General features: G+C 69.3%; 24 protein-coding genes and 1 pseudogene. 17 read left to right on the forward strand and 8 right to left on the reverse strand.

Translation table 11 applies throughout. The annotated features are described in order from the left end of the window. The first annotated feature begins 246 nt into the window (after positions 1–246). The 8 genes from AB0F88_RS13225 (at position 247) to AB0F88_RS13260 (ending at position 8,968) form a co-directional block, all read left to right on the forward strand. A complete protein-coding gene (locus tag AB0F88_RS13225; RefSeq protein WP_362681766.1) occupies positions 247–1,266 on the forward strand; it encodes a LacI family DNA-binding transcriptional regulator in 1,020 nt (339 codons plus the stop codon). 129 nt (positions 1,267–1,395) lie between these two features. Further along, positions 1,396–2,718 (forward strand): extracellular solute-binding protein, encoded by a 1,323-nt coding sequence (locus AB0F88_RS13230; protein WP_362681769.1) that lies wholly within the window; start codon positions 1,396–1,398, stop codon positions 2,716–2,718. Continuing rightward, positions 2,718–3,668 (forward strand): sugar ABC transporter permease, encoded by a 951-nt coding sequence (locus tag AB0F88_RS13235; protein WP_362681772.1) that lies wholly within the window; start codon positions 2,718–2,720, stop codon positions 3,666–3,668. The genes AB0F88_RS13230 and AB0F88_RS13235 overlap by 1 nt, the downstream gene beginning before the upstream one ends. Beyond that, positions 3,668–4,519 (forward strand): carbohydrate ABC transporter permease, encoded by an 852-nt coding sequence (locus AB0F88_RS13240; protein ID WP_362681775.1) that lies wholly within the window; start codon positions 3,668–3,670, stop codon positions 4,517–4,519. The genes AB0F88_RS13235 and AB0F88_RS13240 overlap by 1 nt, the downstream gene beginning before the upstream one ends. A gap of 2 nt (positions 4,520–4,521) precedes the next feature. Further along, entirely contained in the window at positions 4,522–6,126 is a 1,605-nt protein-coding gene (locus AB0F88_RS13245; protein WP_362681778.1) for an FAD-dependent oxidoreductase, read from the forward strand. A gap of 42 nt (positions 6,127–6,168) precedes the next feature. Further along, a complete protein-coding gene (locus AB0F88_RS13250) occupies positions 6,169–7,536 on the forward strand; it encodes a GH1 family beta-glucosidase (protein WP_362681781.1) in 1,368 nt (455 codons plus the stop codon). 25 nt (positions 7,537–7,561) lie between these two features. After that, positions 7,562–8,308, forward strand: a complete 747-nt coding sequence (locus AB0F88_RS13255) for an SDR family NAD(P)-dependent oxidoreductase (protein ID WP_362681784.1) — start codon at positions 7,562–7,564, stop codon at positions 8,306–8,308. 204 nt (positions 8,309–8,512) lie between these two features. Further along, positions 8,513–8,968 (forward strand): GNAT family N-acetyltransferase, encoded by a 456-nt coding sequence (locus tag AB0F88_RS13260; protein WP_362681787.1) that lies wholly within the window; start codon positions 8,513–8,515, stop codon positions 8,966–8,968. A 259-nt stretch (positions 8,969–9,227) separates the two neighbouring features. On the opposite strand, the gene AB0F88_RS13265 is transcribed toward AB0F88_RS13260, so the two are convergent. Next, the gene (locus AB0F88_RS13265; protein ID WP_362681790.1) at positions 9,228–9,659 is read right to left on the reverse strand and encodes a hypothetical protein; all 432 of its coding nucleotides are present in this window, start codon (positions 9,657–9,659) and stop codon (positions 9,228–9,230) included. 358 nt (positions 9,660–10,017) lie between these two features. On the opposite strand from AB0F88_RS13265, the gene AB0F88_RS13270 reads away from it, so the two are divergent. Beyond that, positions 10,018–11,436, forward strand: a complete 1,419-nt coding sequence (locus AB0F88_RS13270) for a M20/M25/M40 family metallo-hydrolase (protein ID WP_362681793.1) — start codon at positions 10,018–10,020, stop codon at positions 11,434–11,436. Positions 11,437–11,716: 280 nt separating this feature from the next. Further along, positions 11,717–12,085, forward strand: coding sequence for a peptidase inhibitor family I36 protein (locus tag AB0F88_RS13275; RefSeq protein WP_362681796.1), 369 nt, complete (start codon positions 11,717–11,719; stop codon positions 12,083–12,085). 268 nt (positions 12,086–12,353) lie between these two features. Here AB0F88_RS13275 and AB0F88_RS13280 read toward each other — a convergent pair whose 3' ends face one another. Then, positions 12,354–12,758: a transposase gene (locus AB0F88_RS13280; RefSeq protein WP_362681799.1), complete on the reverse strand. Its 405-nt coding sequence runs from the start codon at positions 12,756–12,758 to the stop codon at positions 12,354–12,356. Continuing rightward, positions 12,728–13,135: a PPOX class F420-dependent oxidoreductase gene (locus tag AB0F88_RS13285; protein WP_362681802.1), complete on the reverse strand. Its 408-nt coding sequence runs from the start codon at positions 13,133–13,135 to the stop codon at positions 12,728–12,730. The genes AB0F88_RS13280 and AB0F88_RS13285 overlap by 31 nt, the downstream gene beginning before the upstream one ends. 36 nt (positions 13,136–13,171) lie before the next feature. On the opposite strand from AB0F88_RS13285, the gene AB0F88_RS13290 reads away from it, so the two are divergent. Beyond that, positions 13,172–13,873, forward strand: a complete 702-nt coding sequence (locus AB0F88_RS13290) for a TetR/AcrR family transcriptional regulator (protein WP_362681805.1) — start codon at positions 13,172–13,174, stop codon at positions 13,871–13,873. A gap of 757 nt (positions 13,874–14,630) precedes the next feature. On the opposite strand, the gene AB0F88_RS13295 is transcribed toward AB0F88_RS13290, so the two are convergent. Further along, on the reverse strand, positions 14,631–15,146 hold the full coding sequence (locus tag AB0F88_RS13295; RefSeq protein ID WP_362681807.1) for a cupin domain-containing protein: 516 nt from the start codon (positions 15,144–15,146) through the stop codon (positions 14,631–14,633). 192 nt (positions 15,147–15,338) lie between these two features. Between AB0F88_RS13295 and AB0F88_RS13300 the strand changes: the two genes are divergently transcribed. The 3 genes from AB0F88_RS13300 (at position 15,339) to AB0F88_RS13310 (ending at position 17,002) form a co-directional block, all read left to right on the forward strand. After that, positions 15,339–15,638: a helix-turn-helix domain-containing protein gene (locus tag AB0F88_RS13300; RefSeq protein WP_362681810.1), complete on the forward strand. Its 300-nt coding sequence runs from the start codon at positions 15,339–15,341 to the stop codon at positions 15,636–15,638. Positions 15,639–15,685: 47 nt separating this feature from the next. After that, positions 15,686–16,171, forward strand: coding sequence for an Rrf2 family transcriptional regulator (locus AB0F88_RS13305; protein WP_362681813.1), 486 nt, complete (start codon positions 15,686–15,688; stop codon positions 16,169–16,171). A gap of 357 nt (positions 16,172–16,528) precedes the next feature. Continuing rightward, on the forward strand, positions 16,529–17,002 hold the full coding sequence (locus tag AB0F88_RS13310) for a VOC family protein (RefSeq protein ID WP_362681816.1): 474 nt from the start codon (positions 16,529–16,531) through the stop codon (positions 17,000–17,002). A 246-nt stretch (positions 17,003–17,248) separates the two neighbouring features. On the opposite strand, the gene AB0F88_RS13315 is transcribed toward AB0F88_RS13310, so the two are convergent. After that, positions 17,249–17,620, reverse strand: coding sequence for a DUF5997 family protein (locus tag AB0F88_RS13315; RefSeq protein ID WP_362681819.1), 372 nt, complete (start codon positions 17,618–17,620; stop codon positions 17,249–17,251). 55 nt (positions 17,621–17,675) lie between these two features. Here AB0F88_RS13315 and AB0F88_RS13320 point away from each other — a divergent pair, with 55 nt between their 5' ends. Next, entirely contained in the window at positions 17,676–18,422 is a 747-nt protein-coding gene (locus AB0F88_RS13320) for a LysR family substrate-binding domain-containing protein (RefSeq protein WP_362681822.1), read from the forward strand. A gap of 395 nt (positions 18,423–18,817) precedes the next feature. Here the strand turns inward: AB0F88_RS13320 and AB0F88_RS13325 are convergent. Then, positions 18,818–19,258: pseudogene (locus AB0F88_RS13325) on the reverse strand (GNAT family N-acetyltransferase); the annotation flags it as partial. A 218-nt stretch (positions 19,259–19,476) separates the two neighbouring features. Here AB0F88_RS13325 and AB0F88_RS13330 point away from each other — a divergent pair. Further along, positions 19,477–19,863 carry a hypothetical protein gene (locus AB0F88_RS13330; RefSeq protein WP_362681825.1) on the forward strand — a complete coding sequence of 129 codons (387 nt, stop codon included), beginning with the start codon at positions 19,477–19,479 and terminating at the stop codon, positions 19,861–19,863. Between the two features lie 59 nt (positions 19,864–19,922). Here the strand turns inward: AB0F88_RS13330 and AB0F88_RS13335 are convergent, their stop codons facing one another. Then, positions 19,923–20,942 carry a winged helix DNA-binding domain-containing protein gene (locus AB0F88_RS13335; RefSeq protein WP_362681828.1) on the reverse strand — a complete coding sequence of 340 codons (1,020 nt, stop codon included), beginning with the start codon at positions 20,940–20,942 and terminating at the stop codon, positions 19,923–19,925. After that, positions 20,939–21,922, reverse strand: a complete 984-nt coding sequence (locus AB0F88_RS13340; RefSeq protein ID WP_362681831.1) for an NADP-dependent oxidoreductase — start codon at positions 21,920–21,922, stop codon at positions 20,939–20,941. Before AB0F88_RS13340 ends, AB0F88_RS13335 begins: the two co-directional genes overlap by 4 nt. Before the next feature lie 91 nt (positions 21,923–22,013). Between AB0F88_RS13340 and AB0F88_RS13345 the strand changes: the two genes are divergently transcribed. Next, positions 22,014–22,979, forward strand: a complete 966-nt coding sequence (locus tag AB0F88_RS13345) for a YafY family protein (RefSeq protein WP_362681834.1) — start codon at positions 22,014–22,016, stop codon at positions 22,977–22,979. The last annotated feature ends 1,522 nt before the right edge of the window (positions 22,980–24,501 follow it).

Here is a 24,501-nt window from a genome sequence, read left to right on the forward strand (position 1 = left end):
GCTGATACCTCTGATTCGTATTAGTAATATCTGACCTGCAGAAATATGAGCTCCCCCGATTCGTAACGGGAAGATAATCCGCGGCCTTCACGGCCGTCAAGAGCGGATTTCCGGCATGTTTCAAGATTCTTTCGCCGGGAGTGTTGACAGCGCCCCGTCCGTCTTGCAACGGTTTCGCCAATACGAATCAGCCAGTCACCCTCTCCTGGCTGTTCCCCCTCAACTGATACGAATCAGGAGATCGCGATGGACGGAGTGCGGCGCCGGGCCCGTCAAGCCGACGTGGCCAAGCTCGCGGGCGTCTCCCAGGCGACGGTCTCCGCGGTCATCAACGGCCGGGGTCCGGAGACCGGGATCCCGGAGCAGACCGTCCAGCGCGTCCTGGAGGCGGTGCGCCAGCTCGGCTACGTCGCCAATCCGGCGGCACGCAGCCTGCGCGGGAAGCGCAACCGGCTGCTCGGGGTCTACACCTTCGAGTCAATCTTCCCGCTCGACCAGCTGGACTTCTACCACGAGTTCCTGGTCGGCATCGAGCAGCAGGCCGTCGCCGACGGCTACGACCTGGTGCTGTTCGCCTCCACCGAGGATCTCGACGGCCGCCGCCGGGTCTACAGCGACGGGGTGAACCGGCTCGCGCTCGCCGACGGCAGCGTGCTGCTCGGCGTCGAGCCCGGCTCCACCGAGCTGGCCAGACTCGCCGCCGAGGGATACCCCTTCGTTCACATAGGGCGCAGGACCGTGCCCGGCACCGAGATAGCCTGGGTCGGCGCCGACTACGCCAGCGCCACCAGGGACACCGTCGGCAGGCTCGCCGCGCTGGGCCACCGGCGCATCGCCTACGTCACGGGACCGGACCGGATGGAGGTCTTCCTCGACAAGGAGGCCGGCTACCGGGCCGGCTGCGCCGACGTGGGGCTGCCCGAGCTGATGTACGTCACGTCGCAGCTCGACCCGGCCTGGGTCGACGCCGCGCACGCCGGCGGCGTCACCGCCGTCCTGGCCGAGAACGAGCCCCTGGCCAGGCAGCTCGTCGCCGCGCTGGGCGAGCGCGGCCTGTCCGCTCCCGCGGACATGTCGGTGGTCGTCCTGGTGACGATGACCGAGAGCGGCTGGAGCAGCCTGCGGATCCCCCGCAACGAGATGGGCCGGGGCGCGGTGAAGATGCTCACCCGGATCCTGGCCGGTTCCGACGACCCCGGCGACCACCAGCAGTTACTGCCCTGCGGCCTCCCCGAGGACCACATGATCGGCCCGCCCGGAGCCTGACCACAGCTCACACGATCATTCCCCCCGGGGCCTGACCACAATCGAACACTCCCAGCTCCCGGCGATCCAGCGCCGGGAGCCGACCTCCCACACTCCGAAACCCCCCATACTCCGAAACAGGAGAAAATCATGATCACCAACCGGTGGACAGCCGTCGGCAGACGCGGATTCCTCGCCGTCGCGGTCAGCGCGGGCGTTCTTCTCGCCGCGACGGCCTGCGGGACGGGCGGCGGAGGCAGCGGGAGCGGCGGCGGCGCTGCCGACACGCTGACCGTCTGGTTCCCCGGCAACTCCGCCCCGGAGATCGAGCTCGTCACCAAGACGCTGGTGCCGGAGTTCGAGTCCGCCAACAAGACGAAGGTCCAGGTGACCTTCGTCGACTGGGCCCAGATGTCGCCCAAGCTCAACGCCGGTTTCGCCGGCAACAACGCCCCCGACGTGTTCGGCCACGGCCCGGCCGCCGCCGCCGGCTTCGCCGCGGCCAAGCGGATCGAGCCGCTCGACGCCCGGATCGCCGCCCTGCCCGAGGCGGACAGGACCGACCTCGCGCCCTACCTGGCGAGCGGCCAGGTGGCCGGCGGGCAGTACCTGATCCCGCTGGGCGGCAGCGGCGTCCTCGTCGCCTACCGCAAGGACCTGTTCGACAAGGCCGGTGTCGCCGAGCCGGCCACCTGGGCCGAGGCCGCCGAGGCGGCGAGGAAGCTGACCGTCCGAGAGGGTGGAGCGATCCAACAGGCGGGCCTGATGCTCCAGTCCGCCAAGATCCAGCGGGTGCAGAGCTTCCAGGGGCTGATCGGCTCGGAGGGCGGCGAGCTGCTGTCGGCCGACGGCAGCGAGGTCACCTGGAACTCGCCGGAGGGTGTGAAGGCGCTGGAGTACTTCGCCGGGCTCTACAGCGGCGACGGCAAGGTCGGCGACCAGCTCGGCCTCGACTTCGCCAACCAGCCCGCCGGGCAGAACCCGCTCGCCACCGGCAAGGCGGCGATGGTCACCGCGACCACCGGGCAGATCCTCCAGATGGTCAAGGCCGTGCCCGACCTCGCCTCGAAGATCGGGGTGCTGCCGCCGCTGAAGGCCGTCGACGCCAAGACCTTCGGCGGGGCGACCACCGGCCTGTTCGTCAACGCCGACTCGAAGAAGAAGGACCTCGCCTGGAAGTTCGTCGAGTTCATGGTCTCCAAGGGCGTGAACGAGCGGTACGCCGAGAGCGTCGGCGGGCTGCCGGTGCGCGCCTCGGCCGCCCAGGGCGCCTACGTCACCGGGCAGCCGCTGCTGAAGCCGTTCATCGACGCCGCGCCCGCGTACGTGGGCAGCCCGAACGTCCCGGCCTGGGTGCAGGTCCGTGACGTGCTCGACAAGCACCTGGAGACGGCGCTCGCCGGGAAGGCGACCGCGAAGCAGGCGCTGGACGACGCGGCGGCCGAGGCCGGACCGCTGCTCGCGGCCCAGTGATGACTCTCCTCACCAAGCACGGAACCAAACACGGCAAGACCCGGTCCGCGGCGCCGCCGCGGACCGGGGCCCGCGGGAGCGGGAGAGGCCCGACCGGCCGCCGCAAGCTCGTCGGGCTCGCCTTCACCGCCCCGGTCCTGGCCTACATGGCGGTCTTCCAGCTGTTCCCCGTGCTGTACGGGTTCTACCTGAGCTTCACCGGCTACAGCCCGCTCGACCGCGGCGCGCCCCGGCTGGTCGGCGTCGACAACTACGCGGCGCTGCTCGGCTCGGCGGACTTCCTGAAGTCCCTGCGGGTGACCGCCCAGTTCGTCGCGGAGGTGCTGCCGTTCGCGGTCGGCATCGCGCTCGGACTGGCGCTGCTGGCCAACCGGAAGATGCCCGGCATCGGGCTGTTCCGGGCCGGATTGTTCCTGCCCCGCATCGTCCCGCTGACGGCCGTCAGCCTGGTCTGGCTGTGGATGTACTCCCCCGACGGCTGGTTCAACGACCTCGCGGGCTCGCTCGGCCTCGATCCTCGTGACTGGCTCCTCGACGAGGACACCGCCCTGCACTCGGTCGCGGTCATGCGGATCTGGAAGGCCCTCGGCGGCAACATGGTGCTGTTCCTGGCCGGGCTCCAGGCGATCCCGGTCACCTTGTACGAGGCCGCGAAGATGGACGGCGCGAACGCCTGGGCCCGGTTCCGGCACGTGACGCTGCCCGGCCTGCGGCCGGTCATGGTCTACGTGGTCACGATCAACATCGTCTACCTGTCGCAGTCGTTCGCCGAGATCTTCATCCTCACCGGCGGCGGGCCGCTCGGCTCGACGACGACCACCAACTACCTGATCTACCAGGAGGCGTTCCAGAACAACCGGTTCGGCTCCGCCAGCGCCATGGCGTTCGTCCTGTTCGCGGCCATCTTCGCCTTCGCGCTCGTCGCGATGCGCGGGAACGGGCGGAAGTGATGCGCAGACCAGGATCGATCCTCGCGCTGGTCATCGCCACGCTGCTGGTGCTCGTCCCGTTCTGGTGGATGGTCTCGATCGCCTTCAAGCCCGAGTCCGAGGTGTTCTCGTCCGAGCCGCGGCTGCTGCCGCGGAACCCGGTCCTCGACAACTTCTCGACCGCCCTGGACGCGGGCAACCTCGGCACGGCGATGACGAACTCGCTGATCGTCGCCCTGCTGGTCGTCGTCGCCAACTGCGTGTTCGCGCTCCTGGCCGGGTACGCCTTCGCCAAGCTCCCCTACCGGGGAAGCAACGCGATCTTCATGACGATCGTCGCGACCACGATGGTGCCGGTGGCGGTGACCCTCATCCCGCTGTTCCTGATCGCGAAGGGGATCCCGCTGGCGGGCGGGAACGACCTCACCGGGCAGGGCGGCTCCGGGCTGCTCGACTCGCTGGCCGGGCTGACCCTGCCGCACCTGATCGGGCCGCTCAACGTCTTCCTGGCCCGGCAGTACTTCCTCGGGCTCCCCGACGAGCTGGGCGAGGCCGCCCGGGTCGACGGCGCGAGCGAGTTCAGGCTCTTCTGGAAGATCTATCTGCCGCTGGCGAGGCCGCTGGTCGCGACCGTCGCGGTGTTCGCCTTCACCGCCGTCTGGGACGACTTCCTCTGGCCGCTCGTCGTGACGAGCTCGCCCGGGACACAGACCGTCCAGCTGGCGCTGAGCAAGTTCCTGACCGGCGGAAACGTCGCCTACGGACCCGCCATGGCCGGCTCGGTGCTGGTGCTGCTGCCGATCCTGGCCGTCTTCGTCTTCAACCAACGCAGTTTCGTCGCCGGCCTGTCCGAGGGCGGCGTGAAGGGATGATCATGCAGGAGACGCACACGCCGGTGCTGGTGGTCGGAGGGGGTCTCGGCGGTGTCGCCGCGACGCTGACCGCCGCGAGGCTCGGCCGGCGGGTGGTGCTCACCGAGGAGACCGACTGGCTGGGCGGCCAGCTGACCAGCCAGGCGGTCCCGCCGGACGAGAACCCGTGGATCGAGTCGCGGTACGCCTCGTCGAGCTACCGCAGGCTGCGTCAGGGCGTCCGCGAGTACTACCGCCGCAACTACCCGCTCCGCGCCTCGGTGGCCGCGCAGCGCCTGCTCAACCCGGGTCTCGGCGTGGTCAGCGGGCTGTGCCACGAGCCGCGGGCGGCGCTGGCCGTCATCGAGGAGATGCTCGCGCCGTACCGGACCTCCGGGTTGGTCACCGTCCTGCTGCGGCACACGCCCGTGGCGGTCGAGGTGACGGGCGACCGGGTCGAGGCGGTCACCTTCACCCGGCCCGACGGGACCGAGCTGGTCGTGGCGGCCGACTACGTGGTGGACGCCACCGAGCTCGGCGACCTGCTGCCGCTGGCCGGGGTCGAGCACGTGATCGGCGCGGAGGGCGTCGCCGACACCGGCGAACCGCACGCCGCGCCGGTGGCGAACCCCCTCGACCAGCAGGCCGTCAGCTGGTGCTTCCCGCTGGAGTACCGGCCGGGCGAGGACCACACGATCGACCGCCCGGCGGGCTACGACTACTGGAGCACCCAGCGGGCCCCGTTCTGGCCGGGGTCCCAGCTGTCGTGGACGGACGTGGAACCGATCGACCTGTCGGTACGCTCGCGCGGCCTGTTCCACGACAACGGGCACATCCCCGGAAAGCACGACCTGTGGCACTTCCGCCGGATCGTGGCCGCGGAGCAGTACGAGCCCGGCACCATCTCGCACGACGTCACCCTGGTCAACTGGCCGCAGATCGACTACTGGGACCGGCCGCTGATCGGTCCCGGCGCGGACCGTGAGGCCGCGCTGGCGGGTGCCCGCGACCTGTCGCTGTCGTTCCTGTACTGGATGCAGACCGAGGCCGGATACCCGGGCCTGCGGCCGCGTCCCGATCTCGTCGGGACCGAGGACGGCCTGGCCAAGGCGGTGTACGTCCGGGAGGCACGGCGGATCAAGGCCGAGTTCACCGTGCTGGAGCAGCACGTCGGGGTGCAGGCGCGCGGCCCGCTCGCCGGGTCCGAGGTGTTCGCCGACGCGGTCGGGATCGGCTCCTACCGGATCGACCTGCACCCCAGCACGTCCGGCCGCACCTACGTGGACGTCGACTGCTACCCCTTCCAGATCCCGCTCGGCGCGCTGCTGCCCCAGCGCGTCGACAACCTGCTGCCCGCCGGCAAGAACATCGGCACCACCCACGTCACCAACGGCTGCTACCGGCTCCACCCCGTCGAGTGGAGCATCGGCGAGGCCGTGGGCGCGCTGGCCGTCCAGGCCCTCGCCGCCGACCTGCCGCCGCGCAAGATCCGCGCCGATCCGGCCCGGCTCGCCGACTTCCAGCGGACGCTCACCGACACCCTCGGCGTCACCCTCGCCTGGTCGCGGGAGATCAGGACCACCCCGTGCGGCCGCCAGCCCGCCGTACCCCAGCTCGTGGAGGACTGACATGACCGCGACAAGCCGTACCCCAGCTCGTAGAGGACTGACATGACCGCAGCGACCGGCCCGGCCTTTCCCGCCGGGTTCGTCTGGGGCGCCGCCTCCGCCGCCTACCAGATCGAGGGCGCCGCCCGCGAGGACGGGCGCGGACCGTCGATCTGGGACACCTTCTCCCGGACGCCGGGACGGGTGGCCTCCGGGCACACCGGCGACGTCGCCTGCGACCACTACCACCGCCATTCCGACGACGTCGAGCTCATGAGATCGCTCGGCCTGGCCGCCTACCGGTTCTCCGTCGCCTGGCCGCGGATCCAGCCGGACGGCTCGGGCCCGGTCAACCCGCGCGGCCTGGACTTCTACGACCGCCTCGTCGACTCCCTGCTCGCCGCAGGCATCGACCCGTACGTGACGCTCTACCACTGGGACCTGCCCCAGGCGCTGGAGGACCGGGGCGGCTGGACGGCCCGCGACACCGCCTACCGCTTCGCCGACTACGCCACGGCCGTCCACGCCCGGCTCGGCGACCGCGTCCGCACCTGGACGACGCTCAACGAACCCTGGGTCGCGGCCTTCCTCGGGTACGGCAGTGGCGTCCACGCCCCCGGCAGGACCGACCCGGGCGACGCCTTCCGCGCCGCCCACCACCTGCTGCTCGCGCACGGCCTCGGCACCCGGGCGCTGCGCGAGGCCGGTGCCCGCGAGCTGGCCCTCACCCTCAACCTCTCGCCCGTCGCCGGCGATCCGGCCGCGGCCGAACGCGTCGACCTGCTGCTCAACCGCCAGTTCCTCGACCCCGCCCTGTGCGGGGAGATGCCCGAAGACCTCCTGAAGATCATCGATCGGCACGCGGGCCTCGGCCACCTGCGCGAGGGCGATCTCACGCTGATCCACCAGCCGATCGACCTGCTCGGCATCAACTACTACTGCCCCCAGTACGTCGCCGACGTCCCCGGCGCCCCGGCCGACCCCGCCTGGCCGGGCAGCGAGGACGTCTCCTTCGTCCACCCCGGCGGCCCCAGCACCGCGATGGGCTGGCCCATCGACCCGGCGGGCCTCACCACCCTGCTGACCCGCCTGTCCCGCGACCACCCCTCCGTGGGCCTGCTCATCACCGAGAACGGCGCGGCCTTCGACGACGACGCCCCCTCGGGCGGCCGGGTCGCCGACCCGGACCGCGTCGCCTACCTCGACTCCCACCTCAGGGCGGCCCACGCCGCGCTGGCCGAGGGCGTGGACCTACGCGGCTATCTCGTCTGGTCCATCCTCGACAACTTCGAATGGGCCGAGGGCTACCACAAGCGCTTCGGCATCGTCCACGTCGACTTCACCACCCAACGGCGCCTGCCGAAGGACAGCGCCCTGTGGTACCGCGACCTCGTCACCACCGGAGTGATCCCTGACGTGATCACCGGCTGACCTCCGGCCCGGCCGCCGGGCCCTCGTGACCGGTTCCAACTCCGGACTCGGCGAGGCGATCGCCCGGCTGCTCGCCGCCGAGGGCGCCGAGGTCGTGGTGCACGGACGAGACGGCGCCCGCGCCCGCAAGGTGGCGGAGGACATCGGCGCGGTCGCCGTGGCGATCGGCGACCTCGCCACGGACGAGGGCGCCGACGCGGTGGCCGCCACCGCCGGCGAGGTCGACATCCTGGTCAACAACGCCGGCGCGTACGACCACCTCGGCTGGGCCGACGCCACCCCGCAGGTGTGGGCCCGGACGTACGAGGTCAACGTGGTCTCCGGGGTGCGCATGATCCAGCGGCTGGTGCCGGGGATGCGCGAGCGCGGCTGGGGCCGGGTGATCCAGATCGGCGGCGGCCTCTCCTCGCAGCCGATGTCGATGCAGCCCCACTACAACGCCTCGCTCGCCGCACGGCACAATCTCGCCGTCTCCCTGGCGCGGGAGCTGAAGGACACCGGGGTGACGTCCAACGTGGTCGCTCCCGGGGCGATCCGCGTCGACTCGGTGGAGAGGCTGCTCACCGAGATCGCGCCGGAGCACGGCTGGGGGGAGTCGTGGGAGGAGATCGAGCGCAACGCCGCCCGCGACTTCGTCCCCAATGACATCGGCCGGTTCGGCCGCCCGGAGGAGATCGCGGGTGCCGTCGCGTATCTGGCCGGCCCGTATGCCGACTACATCAGCGGCGCCACGCTCCGCGTGGACGGCGGTACGATCCGTTCGGTGATCTGACGGATTCCCGGAAGGCTCTCCTCCCGTGCCGACCCATGACGACATGTCCATCGATGACGACGAGACCCCCACCGCCCGGCATCCCGGACGCGCCGGTGGAGGCGGTGCCGGCCGCCCGGCGGGCCCGCGGCGAACGACGTGCCCCGGCCTGACGCGCGGCGACGGCACACCCGGCAGGACCGGAGCCCGAAGGAAGGCCGGCAAATGAAAATCGTCCTCGACGACCTCTCCGGTCCGGAGATCGCCGGATTTCTCGACGAGCACGTCCAGGAGATGCGATCCATCACGCCCCTGGAGAGCAAGCACGCCCTTGACCTGGACGGGCTCCGCAAGCCCGAGATCACGTTCTGGTCGGTCATGGACGGTGACAGCCTGGTGGGCTGCGGTGCGATCAAGAGGCTGGACGCGGGCCACGCCGAGGTGAAGTCGATGCGCACCGCGCCGGCGCGCAAGCGGAGCGGGACCGCTTCCCTGCTGCTGGAGCACATCATCACCGAGGCGAGACGCATGGGTTTCACCCGGCTGAGCCTCGAGACCGGCGCGAGCGAGTTCTTCCTGCCCGCCCGGAAGCTGTACGAGAAGTTCGGGTTCGACTACTGCGAGCCGTTCGCGGACTACCGGCCCGACCCGTACAGCGTGTTCATGACCAGGACACTTTGAAAGATCCTGATCTACGGGTCCTGACGATCGCCCGGCCCGGTGCCGCGGCCGGGCAGGTTCACCGGGTCACCGATCCCAGTTCGTCTCGCGTCTCCTCTTCATCGCTGAACGTCGTCGCCGGACGAAAGAACCACATGATCCACGCGAATCCCGTCCATGGATCGCGATGAGCGCGGAAAGCCGGAGACCCGGAACCCGTGCTCAGGGCCCGGAAAGCGGGACGACGGCTCTCCCGGGATGCGAAACTTCCGAGGTCGCATCAGGAAGGGAGCCAGGACGGCCACCAGGGCGGTTCGCAATCACCCGTGATCCCTTCGACGGCCACGTCGTGAACGATCATAACCATCGGCCCGGCGATCGAGACCAGGGCGGCCAGAAGCATCAGAGTCGCCTTCAGCCAGTCGCGGTTCGCGAACGACGACAGGTGGGCAAGCAGAATGATCGGCAACGAGGCGAGCAGGGAGATACCGGAAAGGACGGGAAAGATAACGAACCGACTCGCCGCCCAGATCAGGCCGGCCAAACCCTCCCCGGCACTCAAATCACCAAGACAGTAACCCTGCGTCCTGGCCACCAGCACGATGTCCAGGCAGGTTCCCAATGTCGCACACTTCAACGCGATAAACGCCGATATCCCACAGCCCGTGGCCCAGAGCACATCACTCGCCCCTGAGGCGTCTCGCTCAGTCACGGCGCAATCAAAACAGACGCCTATGCTCTCCGAGCGCAGGGAATGTGAGGATACGGTGCAGATCCCCTCGGTCATCCCCCTACGGATGTTCCGGGCACGAGCCCCAGGAGCCGACCTGCCGAGCTTCGTCCGGGGCGGCGGCGGGAAACGAGGCGATCCGGCACCACGCCGAGACCAGGGTTCGTACCCGCGCCGGCCGGCGGCCATTACCGGGTGCGGGCCGTTGACATATCGCCGGTGATTCGTAAAAGAAATGACCTCTCGCGTGCCCGCCGATCCCCATTGATCCTCGCGTGAGGACTCTCGGCGCTCCAGCCCCGGCGGAGCCCTCATCGATCCCGGATAGCATAATTCGGTTATGGATTATGGAAGAGTTCGCGAAGTCGTCGCCAAGGGCTGGAACGAGGACGTGCTGCCCAGCCTTTCCGGTCTGGTGGAGATACCCGCGTTGTCGGCCGCCTTCGACGCCGGCTGGGAGCGGAACGGCCATCTGCGAGCCGCCGCCGACCACGTACGGGACTGGATCGCGGCGCGTGGCCTGCCGGGCGCCCGATGCGAGGTCGTCCAGTCCGACGGACGCGCACCGCTGCTTCTCGTGGACGTGCCCGCGACCGCCGGCACCACGGCACGCGGCACCGTGCTGCTCTACGGCCACCTCGACAAGCAGCCCCCGCTCGGCGACTGGTCCGACGGGCTGGGTCCGTGGCAGGCGGTGGTGCGTGACGGACGGCTCTACGGCCGCGGCGCGGTCGACGACGGATACTCAGGCTACGCGGCGACGACCGCGTTGACCGCGATCCGGGCGGCGGGCGGCGAACACGCCCGGGTGGTCCTCCTGCTGGAGACCGGTGAGGAGTCCGGCAGCCCGGACCTGCCCTCATACCTGGAGCATCTGTCCGACCGCCTCGGTGACGTGTCCCTGGTGATCTGCCTGGACGGCGGCGGTGGCGACTACGAGCGGATGTGGCTGACCGAGAGCCTGCGCGGCGCGGTGCAGGCGACCGTCACGGTGCGGGTCCTGGAGACGTCCGTGCATTCGGGGGTCGCCAGCGGTATCGTGCCGAGTTCCTTCCGCGTCATGCGCCGGCTGCTCGACCGGGTGGAGGACTCCGTGACCGGCGAGGTCACCGTCCCCGAGATGAACGTGCCGATCCCCGAGGAGGCGCGGGCCAAGGCCGAGGCGCTCGCCGCGCTGGAACCGGGAGCCGCCGCGCGCCGGTACCCCCTCGTCGACGGGATGCGCGCGGCCTCGGACGACGACGTCGAACTCATCCTCAACAACACCTGGCGGCCGACGCTGTCGGTGATCGGCGCGGCCGGGCTCCCGGACCCCGCGGTGGCGGGAGCCGTACTGCGCGCCTCGACGTCCCTGCGGCTGAGCTTCCGGACCCCGCCGACGGTCGACGCCGAGGTCGCGCGAGCCGCGCTGGTGAGGATCCTGACGACCGAGGTGCCGTACGGCGCGCGGGTCGAGGTGGGCGACTTCCTTCTGCTGAACGGCTGGCAGGCCCCGGCGGCCGCGCCCTGGCTGGCCGCGGCGCTGGAGGAGATCGGCGACCGGGTGTTCGACGAGCCGTGCCGCGGTTTCGGCATCGGCGGCGGGATCCCGTTCATGGAGATGCTCGGCCGGCGCTATCCGGACGCCCAGTTCGTCGTCACCGGCGCGCTGGGGGCCGACTCGAACATGCACGTGCCCGACGAATGGCTGAACATCGCGTTCGCCGAGCAGGTGACCGAGGCCGTCGCGCACATCCTCGACGCGCACGCCCGCAACTGACCACTCGCCTTCCCGCGCCGGTGGCGATGGTGGTGGCCGGCACCCGGCCCGCGATGACGAGACCGTGGGCGGCCCACCGGCCGCCACCGCCCGGTCTCACGAGGTGAAAACGCTTCGTCCCCGCCCTCTAACCTTACAGGTTACGGAATATGAGCCCTCGTCACAGGATGTCCCTGCACCTGGAAGAAATGAACGGGTCAAAGGAATGACGAACCGAAACCCGCCGGTGCGGAATGACCATTTACCGCCCATCACCTAACCCCAAAGGGAAGTGATCTTGGTGACGACACGGCGTAGGATCAGCGTGCTGTTGGCGACGGCCGCGGCCGCGGCAATGGGCCTTGCCACCACCCCGGCCCCGGCCAGCGCCCTCGCGTGGGAATGCGCGTCGGGATATTCCTGCTACTACGACAGCGCCAACGGAGTGAGCAGGATCTGGATCGCGCCCAGCGGCGGTAAGTGTTTCGACCTGGGGACGATGGGCCTCAACGACCGGGTCTCCTCCGTTTACAACAGGGGCAACGGAGCGGTCCACCTCTACAACTGGCTGGGCTACTGGGACTACCTGGAGTCGGTCCCCCGGGGCTCGACGAGGAACCTGGGCTCGGCCAGCAGCAACAAGGTGGACCGGGTCTGCGTCGACGCCTAGTGTCCTGCGCCGGAAATTCGCCGGCGATATCGGGCAAGTGATTCGACAATCTCTTCGGCGGTCTTCCACACGAACGGCCGAGAATTGTCATTCCACTGGCTGATCCAGGCGCGGATGTCCTTTTCCAGAGCTTCGACGCTCTTGTGGGCTCCGCGCCTGATCAGCTGCTCGGTATCGACGCGTCGCCCGCCGACGCCGCAGGCAACGAGCCGTCGTCGCCGGCGGCCGCTCCGTCGTCCGGCGACCCCTCTCCACCCCTGCGCCCGCTTCATCGACCTCGGCCCCGGCTGTCGCGACCATCGCACCGGCCCCGAACGCAATAAGAGCGTGACTCATTTGGGCCTTGGTTGTTAGATCGTTCGTGGATGCGTTCCTTCGACGACTGGCTCTGCCACCGCCAGAACAACCCGTACACCGTGCGCCAGTGTCCGTAACAGGCTGGCACGTCCCGCCACGGCGAACCAACCCGAATTCGCCACCGAATTCCGTCGATCAGCTGTCGTCTACTCCATTTCGGTGGTCGGCCCGGCTTCTTCCCCTTGGGCAGCAGCGGTTCCAGCACCGCCCACTGCGCGTCGGTCACATCGAACCGCCTCGTCACCGCCACGCTGAATGGCACGTCGAGCCGTACCACAGGCGCGGTTAGTGCACGATCTTGTTCGATGGGTACCACTCCTCGCCGGCGGGCTCACCCGCGAGGTTCCAACTCCATGACACAGTCGGCGTGATGCGCAGGTAGGTGCCGGGGCCGACCATGCCGACCCGCTCGAAGGGCTGCTCGGCGTCGCCGTACACGCGGATGCCCCGGGCGATGAACGGTTCGAGCGATACGAGGTCGTCAACCACCAGCGCCACCTTGTGGTTTCCGGAGGCGATGTTGCGGAACTTTCGGGTGTCGCGCACGGTGCCGGCACCGCCGACCCACAGGAAGGTCCCGTCGAACTCGACGGCCACGGGCACGACGTCGGGCTGTCCGCCCTCGCCGAGGGTCGCCAGCCGTCCGAGCGGCTGCGAGCGCAGGTACGCGATCTCTTCATCGGTGAAAGCCATTGCGACAAACTACACCGTTCAGTTTAGTCTTGTGCAATGGGTGAGAACCGCTCCGACCGCAAGCATCGTGCCATCCTCGACGCCGCGACGGAGGTGTTCCTGCGCAACGGCTACCTGGGCACCACCGTGGAGGAGGTGGCCGCGGTCGCCGGGGTGTCGAAGCCGACCGTCTACAAGCACTTCACCGACAAGCGGCAGCTGTTCCTCGAGATCGTCGCCGCCACCGTCGACGAGGCCGGCCAGGTCGTCCAGGACGCGGTATCCGGCCTCGCCGACACACAAGATGTCGAGGCGGACCTGCGCGAGCTGGCCCGGCGGCAGCTCGCGCTCGTGCTGCGCCCGCGCGTCCTCCAGCTCCGCCGACTGGTGATCGGCGAAACCTCTCGCTTCCCCGAGCTCGGCCGCACCTTCTACGAACGCGGTCCCGGACGAACGATCGCAGCGCTGGCCGATGCGTTCGCCGACCTCGACGCCCGGGACGCGCTGCTGGCCGCCGACCCGGTCACCGCCGCGACCCAGTTCAACTGGCTCGTCATGTCCGCACCGGTCAACCAGGCAATGCTGCTCGGCGATGACCGCGCCCCCACCGCCTCGGAGCTGGACCACCACGTCGAGGGCGCGGTACGGGTCTTCCTCGCCGCGTACGGCCCGGCGACACGCCCACGGGAATCGCCCGGCTCATCTGAAGACGTTCACCGCGTGGGATCCGGGATCGTCCGCATAGACCACCATCGGTAGTTGCCGCCGCCAGCCGGACAAGAGACGGCCGCCCGTCCAGAGGCGCCTGTCCGCCGATCCGAAACCTGCCGTGTCCACTGTCATCACGTCAGGCGGGCATCTATTCCCAGCCACTTATGACACACGGCCTAGCGGCAGTTGCCGCCGGTCTTCGGCGCCTCCTGGCAGGCCCTCATTTGCTACCGCCGACTCGCCAAATGAGTCACTGTCTAAGCACGACCACATCGGCCGGCGAAGCCCTCGGCTACAACCATCCGCCGGAAAGCACCGGACGCGGGGCGGGCCGGCGACCGTTCGCATCCGTGGCACGGCCTGGTCGCCGCGGCGGAGAAGACCGTGGTCACCCGCAGCCGCTGCCTGCATACCGCGAGAAGACCGTGGTCAGCCGCTGCCGGCATACCGCAGGGCCACGCCGCACCGGCGCGCTCGCCGAACGGACCCGCCGCGAGCATGCGCAGCACACCCCCCTCGACCAGGACCTCGGGCCGGGCGAATGTGCCCGGCATCCGGGCCGGGGGTCAACCCGGTCACCGGGCCGGGGGTTCAACACGGTCGAACGCCACGCCCGCGCGGCGTCGCCGGGCTGACCCTGCCCCGCGGCAACGGCTTCCGGAAGGCACCGACACCGAGGTCGAGCTGCTGAAACGCCGGAGATACGGCCGAGCCGGCCTCGCCCTGCCCCTACAGCGAATCGCGTTGTCCCGGCAACGCTCCGTCCCCACCGGATTCGTACCGGAGCCGCCTGGTCGACGGACCCTCAGGCGGGGTCGGGCAGCATGATCGGCTTGATCAAACCGGCCATCGTCTCGAGCCGGGCCATCTGCTCGTCGTCCAGGGGTGGCGGCGTCTCGCCGTCCCTGGCGGGCATCGCGTGGTCGGCGAAGACCTGCTCGGGCCCGGGCGGGGTGAACATGAAGAGCATCCTCGCGGCGTGCATACGCTTGTTCTGGAAGCTGTGGCGAATGCCCCGCGGAACGTGGATGAAGTCGCCCGCGACGGCGGTGAACCGGTGGTCGCCGTCCAGGAACTCCAGCTCGCCGTCGAGCATGTAGAAGGTCTCCTCCTGCTCGGGGTGGCTGTGCGGAGCCGGCCCACCGCCCGCGGGGACGGTGGCCTCGATGAGGCCGAAACCGCCGTTCGTCTGCGCTCCCGTCGCCTTGATCGTGTAGACGTCGCCGACGGCCCACACGGTCGGGCCCTGCCCGGAAGGTACGTAGAGGGCGCCGCGGGTGGTGTACCGGGGGTCGTCGGAGGTCTGGAAGGTAAGGCTCACATCAATCTCCTGCTCTTTTCACCAGGTAAGTTTCGGGAGGCCGGGAACAAGCTGCCGTTCACCCCGAGACACCCGCAAGAAGGCAGTTGTGTGTGCTGTAGTACCAAGGAAGGAACCGACATGGCGGAAATCGCCGAGCAGGCCGCGGAATTGGAGTCCTCCTGCGACGAACTCCGGAGCATTCTTTCGCGCGTGGGCGAGAAGTGGGCGCCCCTGGTGATGGCGGAGCTCGTCTCCGGGCCGCGGCGCTTCAACCAGTTGCGGCGGCTGCTGGCGCCCATCACCCAGCGCATGCTGACGGCCACACTGCGCGGCCTGGAGTGCGACGGGCTGATCACGCGGACCGTGCACCCCACCGTCCCGCCCCAGGTCGAGTACGACCTCACCGACGCCGGGCGGGAGCTGCTGGCCATCATCAGCCGGGTTGCGCGCTGGACCGACAAGCACCTCGAGACCATCCACAACGCCAGGGCGGCATGCCGTGGCCGGTGAGCAGGCATTTTTTGACAGATTGAAACTGGATGCCTAGTGTCCAGGTTGTGCGAACGGGCAAGGGTGTCGAGTGGGCGATGCATACGCTGCTCAATCTGGCATGGCTGGGGGACGGCGAGCCGGTGGCGACCGCGCAGCTGGCCGCCGGTCACGGCCTGTCGGCGTCCTACCTGAACAAGCAGCTTCAGCAACTGGTCAAGGGGGGCCTGCTGGAGTCCGTTCCAGGTGCGCGGGGCGGCTTTCGCCTGGCCCGCCCCCTGGCGGCGATGTCGGTGCTGGACGTGGTCCTCGCCATCGAGGGGGATGCGCCGCTCTTCCACTGCGCCGAGATCCGCCGGTGCGGCACCATCGGTGAGCGATGCCCCGATGCCGGCTTCGCCCAGCCGTGTGCGGTGAAGGTCGCCATGGGACGAGCCGAAGCGGCCTGGCGGCAGGCGCTGGCCGAGCAGAGTCTCGCCGACGTGCAGGCCGCGGCCGACGAACACACTCCCACCGTGGGGGCACATGTTCGCCAGGCACTCGGGCACGGCTGACCCTTTTTCCGCGCGGCGTGACCGCGCGATCCTTTCGGAGATGAACCTGGATAAAAGATAGCTAGATTTTTGATGATGGATTCACCCGTGCGCGGCGCCATCAAGGAAGTGGTGCCATAAAGGAAGCGGTGCCGTAGAGGAAGCGGTGCCGTAGAGGAAGCGGGGCCGTCAAGGAGGCGACGCCGTAAAGGAACATGCCGCCGGCCCTGTGCGAGCGGAAGGGCGCGGGTCGGCACTCACGTCGAGGGCCGCGAGAGCCCCGGCCGATCGCCATGCGCCGCCCGCCGATCACAATCACCTGTTGAACCGGTGACGCACGGCGTGCGACTCACCGACGTCAAGAAAGATGAACCTCAGATGGATCTGAAACTCGAACTCATCGTGCTGCCCGTATCCGACGTCGATCGGGCCAAGGCCTTCTACGAGGCGGCGGGATTCCGTCTGGATCTCGACAAAGCCGTCAGTGAGAACTGGCGCGCGGTGCACCTCACGCCGCCCGGCTCCGAGTGCTCGATCATATTCGGCAACGGGATCACCTCCGCCGCGCCCGGCTCGGTCCAGGGCCTCTACCTCATCGTCTCCGACATCGAGGAGGCCCGCGCCGAGCTCGTCGGCCGCGGCGTCGAGGTCAGCGAGATCTTCCACGATGCCGGAGGGATCTTCTACCGCGGCCACGACGGCGGAGAGGTCACCCACCGGCTCGAGGGCCAGAGGCGGATGGCCGGCCCCCACCCCGACCGTGCCGATTACGGCTCCTACGCCACCTTCAGCGACCCGGACGGCAATGGCTGGGTGCTCCAGGAGGTCAGGAAGCGGGCCCCCGGCCGCTGACACCGCGTCGGCCCTTCAACGCCGCCAAAGGTCGTGACCAGCCCAGATGGCACCGTGAGACACACCTACGGTCCTGGCCACCTTTGGCGGCCGCCGCGACGGGTCATACCGACCACCTTGCTACCAAAATCCGCATACCGGTAGAAGCCAGGTTGTGCTTCAGCCTGACGACGCCTCCGGGGCCGAACGTGCAGGATCGGGGCCGGACGTGCAGGATCGGGGCCGAACGTGCAGGATCTCGGCCGCCTAGCGTTGCTTGAGGCGGAGTGCCTCTTTGCGGACCTCGACCTGGAGGGCCTGCTCGCGCTCCAGCCACGCCGGGTTCTCCGCTTTCAGCGCGTCGATCTCAGCGGTGGTGAGCGGTCCGGTGATCCCACCCCTGAGCAGGCCGGCGATGGAGACCTTGAGTTTCGCGGCGATGACCTGCTTGGAGTGCGGGCCGTTGCGGCGCAGGTCGACGAGCCAGGCGGGTGGCGACGACTGCAACTCGTTCAGCTCGTCCCTGGAGACGACACTCGCCTGAAACTCGGCGGGAGTGGCCGAGAGGGGGACACCCAGTTTCTTGGCCGCGGTCGCGGGCTTCATCGTCTGGATGGTCTTCGGTTTGGACGAGGTCATGGCGTCAAGAGTAGTCAGCCGGAACAGGTTCCCTCGACATCGGTACCCTGAGGAAGTGACTGATGGAGAGACCGGCAGGACGTTTCGACTGGCTTACGTGCCCGGGGTGACACCCGCGAAATGGGTCAACGTCTGGACCGAGAGATTGCCCGACGTGCCGATCACCCTGGTCGCGGTTCCCGCCGCCGAGGCGGTGGGGCTCCTGCGGGAGGGCGGCGCCGACGCCGGATTCGTCAGGCTGCCGGTCGACCGGGACGGGCTCAGCGTGATTCCTCTCTACACGGAGACCACGGTGGTCGTGGTTCCCAAGGACCACGCGGTGGCCGCCGCCGACGAGGTGTCCGTCACCGACCTTGTCGACGACGAGGTGTTCCATCCTCTGGACGACACCATCGAGTGGACGGTCCGGCCCGGGCTGCCCGCGTTCACCCGCCCGGTCACCACGGAGGACGCGGTCGAGCTGGTGGCGGCCGGCACCGGGATTCTCCTGGTCCCGCTGTCGCTGGCACGCCTCCACCACCGCAGGGACCTCACTTACCGGCCGGTGCCGGACGCGCCGCAGTCTCAGGTGGCGCTGACCTGGCCCGCGGACGCGACCACCGATCTGGTGGAAGATTTCATCGGCATCGTCCGCGGCCGGACGGTGAACAGCTCGCGGGGCCGTACCCCCGCCACCCCCGCCACCCCCGCCACCCCCGTGCAGAAACCGGCACAGCGGCAAGCACAAAAACCCGCACAGAACGGCTCCGGCCGCCGGGCCGTGCCGGCCGGCCGTAAAAGGAAGGGCAACCGGCCCCGGTGACCTGCGGACAGACGCGCCGGTGCGATGCCGCGCCCGCGCGGGTGCCGTTTTGATCGCCACGTCATACCGACCGCTCCAGCCGCCGGACCTGTCTCCGGCGACCAGGAAGGCGGCTTGACACCAACGGCCGAGAACGAAGAGCAGCCGCACCTCGCCCCGCCCGCTGGACCAAGGAGCTTTGGACCGGCGGAGCAGTTGTCAGGAGTTGTGGATCGGCCGAGGGCGGGCCGCCTGTTCGGAGCGGAACCTCTGGACTTCCAGCTGAACGACTGACTTCTCTTACGTTGTTCCCACTCGGTTCGGGTGATTTCGTACTCGACTTCGCCATGCTCGGAGCCTTCGATCGCGTCAGGCCAGTCGCCGGTGAAGTTCCGGACGAACGACAGGCCCGCCTTCTCCATCACACGCCGGGATCGCGTGTTGACCGTCATGGTGTTCGCGGTCACCCGGCTCACCCCGAGGTCCGTGAATCCCTTGCGGATCAGGGCCCGTGACCCCTCGGTGGCATAGCCTCTGCCCCAGGCCGCCTTGTTCAGCCGGTAACCGAGTTCCACCACGGCGGGGCTGTGGTCGTCCAGGGGACGGAATTCGAACCAGCCCAGGAAGGTCCCGGTGGTCTTCTCCTCCGCGGCCCAATGGCCCCGGGTCCCGAAGCACGGGTAGGCGCGGAGGAACTTGGGCAGGGTCTGTGCCTGGATCGCCTCGCGGCTCGTGGGCCGGCCGCCGTTGATGAAGCGCATGACGTCGGGGTCGCTGTCCAGTGCGAGCAGGTGGTCGGCATCGGCCTCGGTGAACGGGCGCAGCACGAGGCGGTCGGTCTCCAGGAAGACGCGCATGCCACGATCTTCACCACCGGCGGCCGGGCCCGCCACCGGATATTCGCAGCAGGCCGGTGAAGGAGTGGTCGTTCATGCCGCTTGAAGAGCGTGTCGACAACGTCACAGGATCCCCACCACCCCTCGATGCGAAGATCTTGAGGCAGGGATCACGGCCGGTCCGGAGAAGGAACCCCGCCGGAGTCGCCCATGCAGCCGGCTGGCTCCAGGTGGATTCGATGGTCTGGAAGATCGTTGAATGGGCGGGTGGCGAGGTTTCCGACGGATTGAAGGAACACACGGGGCTGTATCGGCCCAGGATCGTGCAGAGGGTGCCGCGCAGCATCCCGGACGAGCGCTCCAACGATCTGTTCGCCCAACTGGGCTCGCATCGCGACCGGGCGCTGATGATGTACCCCGAACCCGGGGCGATTCATCCGACGATCCTGGACAACCCGCCGCCGGGACAACCGCCCGAGGCGACGCCCGTAGGTCCCCACCTATCCGCGCTGATGCCTTCGTTATTCGCGAAGTACCCGACGCCGGAGGAGCTGGTCACGCTGCCCGGCGTTGGCCGCGAGACCGCCAACGTGGAGTTTGGGAACTCCTTCGGGCGATTGCGATGACGCCGGCCCGCGCCTACCTTGCCTGGCTTGGGTCCAGCGGTCGACGTCGGGGTGGATGCTCAGGACGATCTGATCGCGATCGGGCCGCCGCAGGACACGTTCTCGCCCCCCACGAACGGCAGCAGGCGCTCCGCCTCCTGCTCCAGGGCCGCCCGGTCGATCGCGGACAGCGGGCGGAACGGAGCCAGGCGCAGGGTGCCGCCTTGGAGGGACCAGCTTCCGTGCACGTGGCCGTCCACGAGGAAGGTGGGCCGTACCTGTGCATGGCCGGGCATCACACGCTCGCGGTCCTCGTGGCTGATGACGCGGGTCCGGTCGGCGTGGCCGAGCAGGACGTTGTCGAAGGCGGGCAGCAGCCGCACGGGCGCGGGCGTGTCGGGATCGGGTAGTTCCGCGTCGGCCAGGTCGATCAGTTCCCTGCCGTCGGGGCCGCGGTAGTGGCGCAGTTCGGCGCGCATGCCGGAGACGATCTCACCGAGGCGGGTCAGCCCGGACCAGGCCTGTACGTCCATGGTCCCGGCCGGGCCGAACGCCGCCAGATAGCGGCGGATCAGGTCCTTGGCGGCCACCGGGGCCATGGGCCGGCCGAGCCAGGTCTCGGCGGGCGTGACGGAGACGGCCGACCGGGTGCCCCAGGAGCCCCACGCGCCGGTGGCCGGGCTGTGGACGAGGGGAACTCTGAGCTCGACCTCTCCGGCGAGGACGCGCCCGTCGCGGCCCGGGTGGCGTTCGGCCAGCCGCCGGGCCAGCTCCTTTCGCGGTGTCGTCCCGCCCGCCAGCAGCTCGAGCCCGGTGGAGACCAGCGAGGCGGTGTCCAGGCCCGCGCTGTTGCGGGCGAAGTACGCCGAGCGGGCGGTGCGGTCGAGCACGGGCTGCAGCAGCGGCCGCAGCCGGCGGAAGTCGTCGGCCGCGGCCAGGTGCTGGGTGCTGCGGAGCAGTCCGGAGCGGACCACCTTCCGATCCTGCAGCAGCGCGACCAGGCGCCCGATCACCTCCAGCGGGGTGTGATCGGTGCGGGCCAGCAGGAACTGGCGATCCAGCAGGGCCCGGTTCAGGGCCCTGACCGAGAGGGTCGTCACGACAGCCGCACCGAGACGTTGCCCCGGTAGGACCCCTGGAGCAGGGACAAGAACGCCTGCGGCACGTCCTCGATCCCGCCCTTGACGACCGTCTGCGGGTAGACGAAGCGGCCCTCGCCCAGCCAGGTGCCGAAGTGCTCCCGCCAGGCGGCGACCTGGTCGGGGGTGTGGTGGCAGGAGAACGGCAGCAGCTCGATGCCCCGGGCCCGGGCCGCGGCGTGATCGGGCTTGGGAAAACGCTCCGCCGCGTCGCCGAGCTGGCTGGACAGCGAGCCGCACAGCGCGAAGCGGGCGCCGGGCCTGGCCGCCTGCAGCGCGGCCTGATACTGCTCGCCGCCCACGACGTCGAAGAACACCGAGATGCCCTCGGGCGCGAGCTCTCGAAGCCGGTCGGCCGCCGAGCCGTCGTGATAGTCGAACGCGGCATCGTAGCCGAGCTCGTTCACCAGATAGTCGACCTTGGCCGGGCTGCCGGCGCTGCCGATCACCCGCGCCGCGCCCAGGCACTTGGCGATCTGCCCGGCCAGCGAGCCGACCCCGCCCGCCGCGCCGGAGACGAACACCACGTCGCCCTCGCCGACGGCCGCCACATCGGCCATCCCGTAGTAGGCGGTCGGCCCCTGACCGAGGTGGTAGCCGGGGTCGGCGATGGGATCAAGCTTGATGTACTGGGCGGCTGGGCCCGCCGAGTACTCGCTCCAGCCGGTCATCGACTGAACCAGGTCGCCAACCGCGAGCTCGGGGCTGTCGGACCGGATGACGGTGCCGATGGCGGCCACGCCCACCCGCCGGCCCGGCTGCCAGGCCGGTACCGGGATGGTGCAGTCGGCGCGCATCAACTCCAGGTAGGTCGCGGCGAGCCCCACCTGGTCGGTCCGCACCAGAACCTCGCCGTCCACCTCGGTCGTGGCGACGGTGAAGTTGTCGAGTGCCGGTGCGCCGGCGATCTGCGCGGCCAGCCGGATCTCACGAGTGATCATTTCTTGGTCCTTATCTCGGTACAGCCTTCGCAATCGACTCTAAAGAGGCTTCCGGTCACTTTTTGACCGGAAGCCGAGGAAGGATGGCGATATGGCGAACACCAGCTCACGGACCCTCAGACTGCTCTCGCTGCTGCAGACCCACCGCCACTGGCCCGGTATGGAATTGGCCGACAGGCTCGGGGTGTCCGAACGGACGCTGCGCCGCGACGTTGACCGGCTGCGGGAGCTCGGCTACCCGGTCAGCGCGGCGCGGGGTACGGACGGCGGCTACCAGCTCGCACCCGGCGCCGTCCTGCCGCCGCTGCTGCTGGACGACGAGGAGGCGGTGGCCCTCGCGGTGGGCATCGGCGACGCGGCACAGAGCGGGATCGCCGGGATGCAGGAGGCGTCGCTGCGCGCGCTCACCAAGGTGGTCCGGGTCCTGCCGCCCCGGCTGCGGGCCAGGGTGGACGCCCTGCGAGCGATGACCTTCTCCGTCGCCGCGTCCGGACCGGTCGTCGCGGCGGGGGTGCTCACCGCGGTCGCCCAGGCTTGCCGGGACCAGGAGCGGCTGTGCTTCGGTTACACCGCCAGGGGCTCCGCGACCACCAATCGCGAGGTCGAGCCGCACCGCGTGGTCGTCCTCAGCGGGCGCTGGTATCTGGTCGCCTACGACCTGACCCGGCACGACTGGCGCAGCTTCCGCCTCGACAGGGTGATCGAGCCGGCCGCGACCGGCACGCGCTTCCGGCCGCGTCCGCTCCCGGCCGAGGACGCCGCGGCCTTCGTCCAGGCGGCGAGCGGAGCCCCGGCCCCGTACCAGGTCGAGGCGCTCGTCCACGCCCCTGCGACCCGGGTACGGCAGACGGTCGGTCAGTGGGGCACCATCGAACCGCTCGGCCACGACACCTGCCGACTCACCATGACCTCGACCTCCCTCGATTGGCCGGCCCAGGCGCTGGGCAACGTGGGCGCCGAGTTCGAGGTGCTGGGGCCGCCGGAGTTCGCCGCGCACATCCAGGAGTGGGGCGCCCGCTTCCTCCGGGCCGCTAGCCCGCTTCCTCCGGGCCACTAGATCTAGCGCGCCCGGGAGACCGACCCTGCCGTAGCCTGGATCGCGACGATGGCGCGGCGCCCGTAGCAGCCGACCGAGGCGATGGAAGACGTCCTGCCAGGGCAGCCTGGGTCTATCTGCGCGACCCCTCAGTCGCTTCACGCCCCATTCCGAAGATCGGCTACGGGGCGTTTTGGCTGGTGGGCACCACTGGGTTCGAACCGGTGACATCTCGCTTGCAAGGCGATCCGAGCGGGGGCGATACCGGCGCTGACCTGGGCGTACGGTCCACGACCGTCCACCGTCGTCCGCCCCCGTCCGGGGTCGTCGTCACCCAGTTGGTCACCCGGAGCTCGTGCCTTTTGGCGCGTCCTGCCATCGGTGTCCGTCGATCAAGCCGCGTGTGGCTCGAACCAGACTGAGCCCAGATCATGACCGGAGGTGAGACGGACGTCAGCGTTCAGTGCCGCAGCCAGATGCCGCAGTAAGGCGATCGTCGGCGCGGTCCCGCCTTCCTCGATGCACTAGATCTCATCCACGGTCATGCCCGCACGCTCAGCCAACTCCGTCACGGTCAGCCCAAGCGCACCACGCCGGTCATACAGCGCCTTACCAAAAGCCAACGCCTCACGGATCATGATCCGTTCGGGATCCTCGGTCTGAGGTTCAGGTCGCACCCAGCGGGTGTGACAACCAGCCATCACACCTTCCTCTCATAGATCTCGGCCACCGGCCCGTGGTGGTCACGTTCACAAATCTTCTGTGCCCGGACCGCCCTGTCGATCTGCCGTTGATCGTGCTGCTTGGTCTTGCGGAAAACCGTGAGCAACACGATCGTCCTACCCGGAGTACACCAGTACTGAGCAAGAAAGCTGGGGGTTATGGCGAGCCGGGGATCATGATTCCGGTCTCGGCGATGAAGCCATTCAGCAGGTCGGGCCGGTACTGCAAGGGTTGCTTCTGTCTGAGTACCTCATGCCTCCAGGCTGTCACCTGGTCAAACAGCGCGGATAAGCGCCCTGGACAACTCGTGACGCCCAGATTTCTTTGTCAGTAGGTGCCCGTGAGGTGGAACCACTCCGCCGCCGGTTCCGTTGCGCGCCTTCGGCGGGCGGCGTTCCGCACCCGACCGACTCCAAGATCGCGATGAAAGTTCCAGGTGCTTTTATCGTCGACGTTCCGCGTCGACACACCACAGGACGCGTATATGCACAGAGCGAGTCCCGAAAGTTTTACACGGATCTTGACACGTTTCGGAGATGTTTCCACACTAAGCCCCGGAGCGGTTTCCACTGCGGGCTGGTGACGCAGGGGCCGCCGATCACGACGCCCTCGTGGTACGCGTTCCGGTGCCGGGACGAGGAGGCGAGCGGTGCGGTGCGGAGCCTCCGCACCGAAGACCACTCGGCGATGACCGTCACGTGCTGATCCCGATGAGGGGCTCACCCGAAGAGAAGGAACACCACAGTGCGACGACGTGTGAGTAAGACTCCGGCGCCTCGTGCCGCCTGCTGGAGGGTCCGATCAGAGCCCGGGCCGCAGG

This window comes from Streptosporangium sp. NPDC023963 (genome assembly GCF_040639135.1).
Lineage (GTDB): Bacteria > Actinomycetota > Actinomycetes > Streptosporangiales > Streptosporangiaceae > Streptosporangium.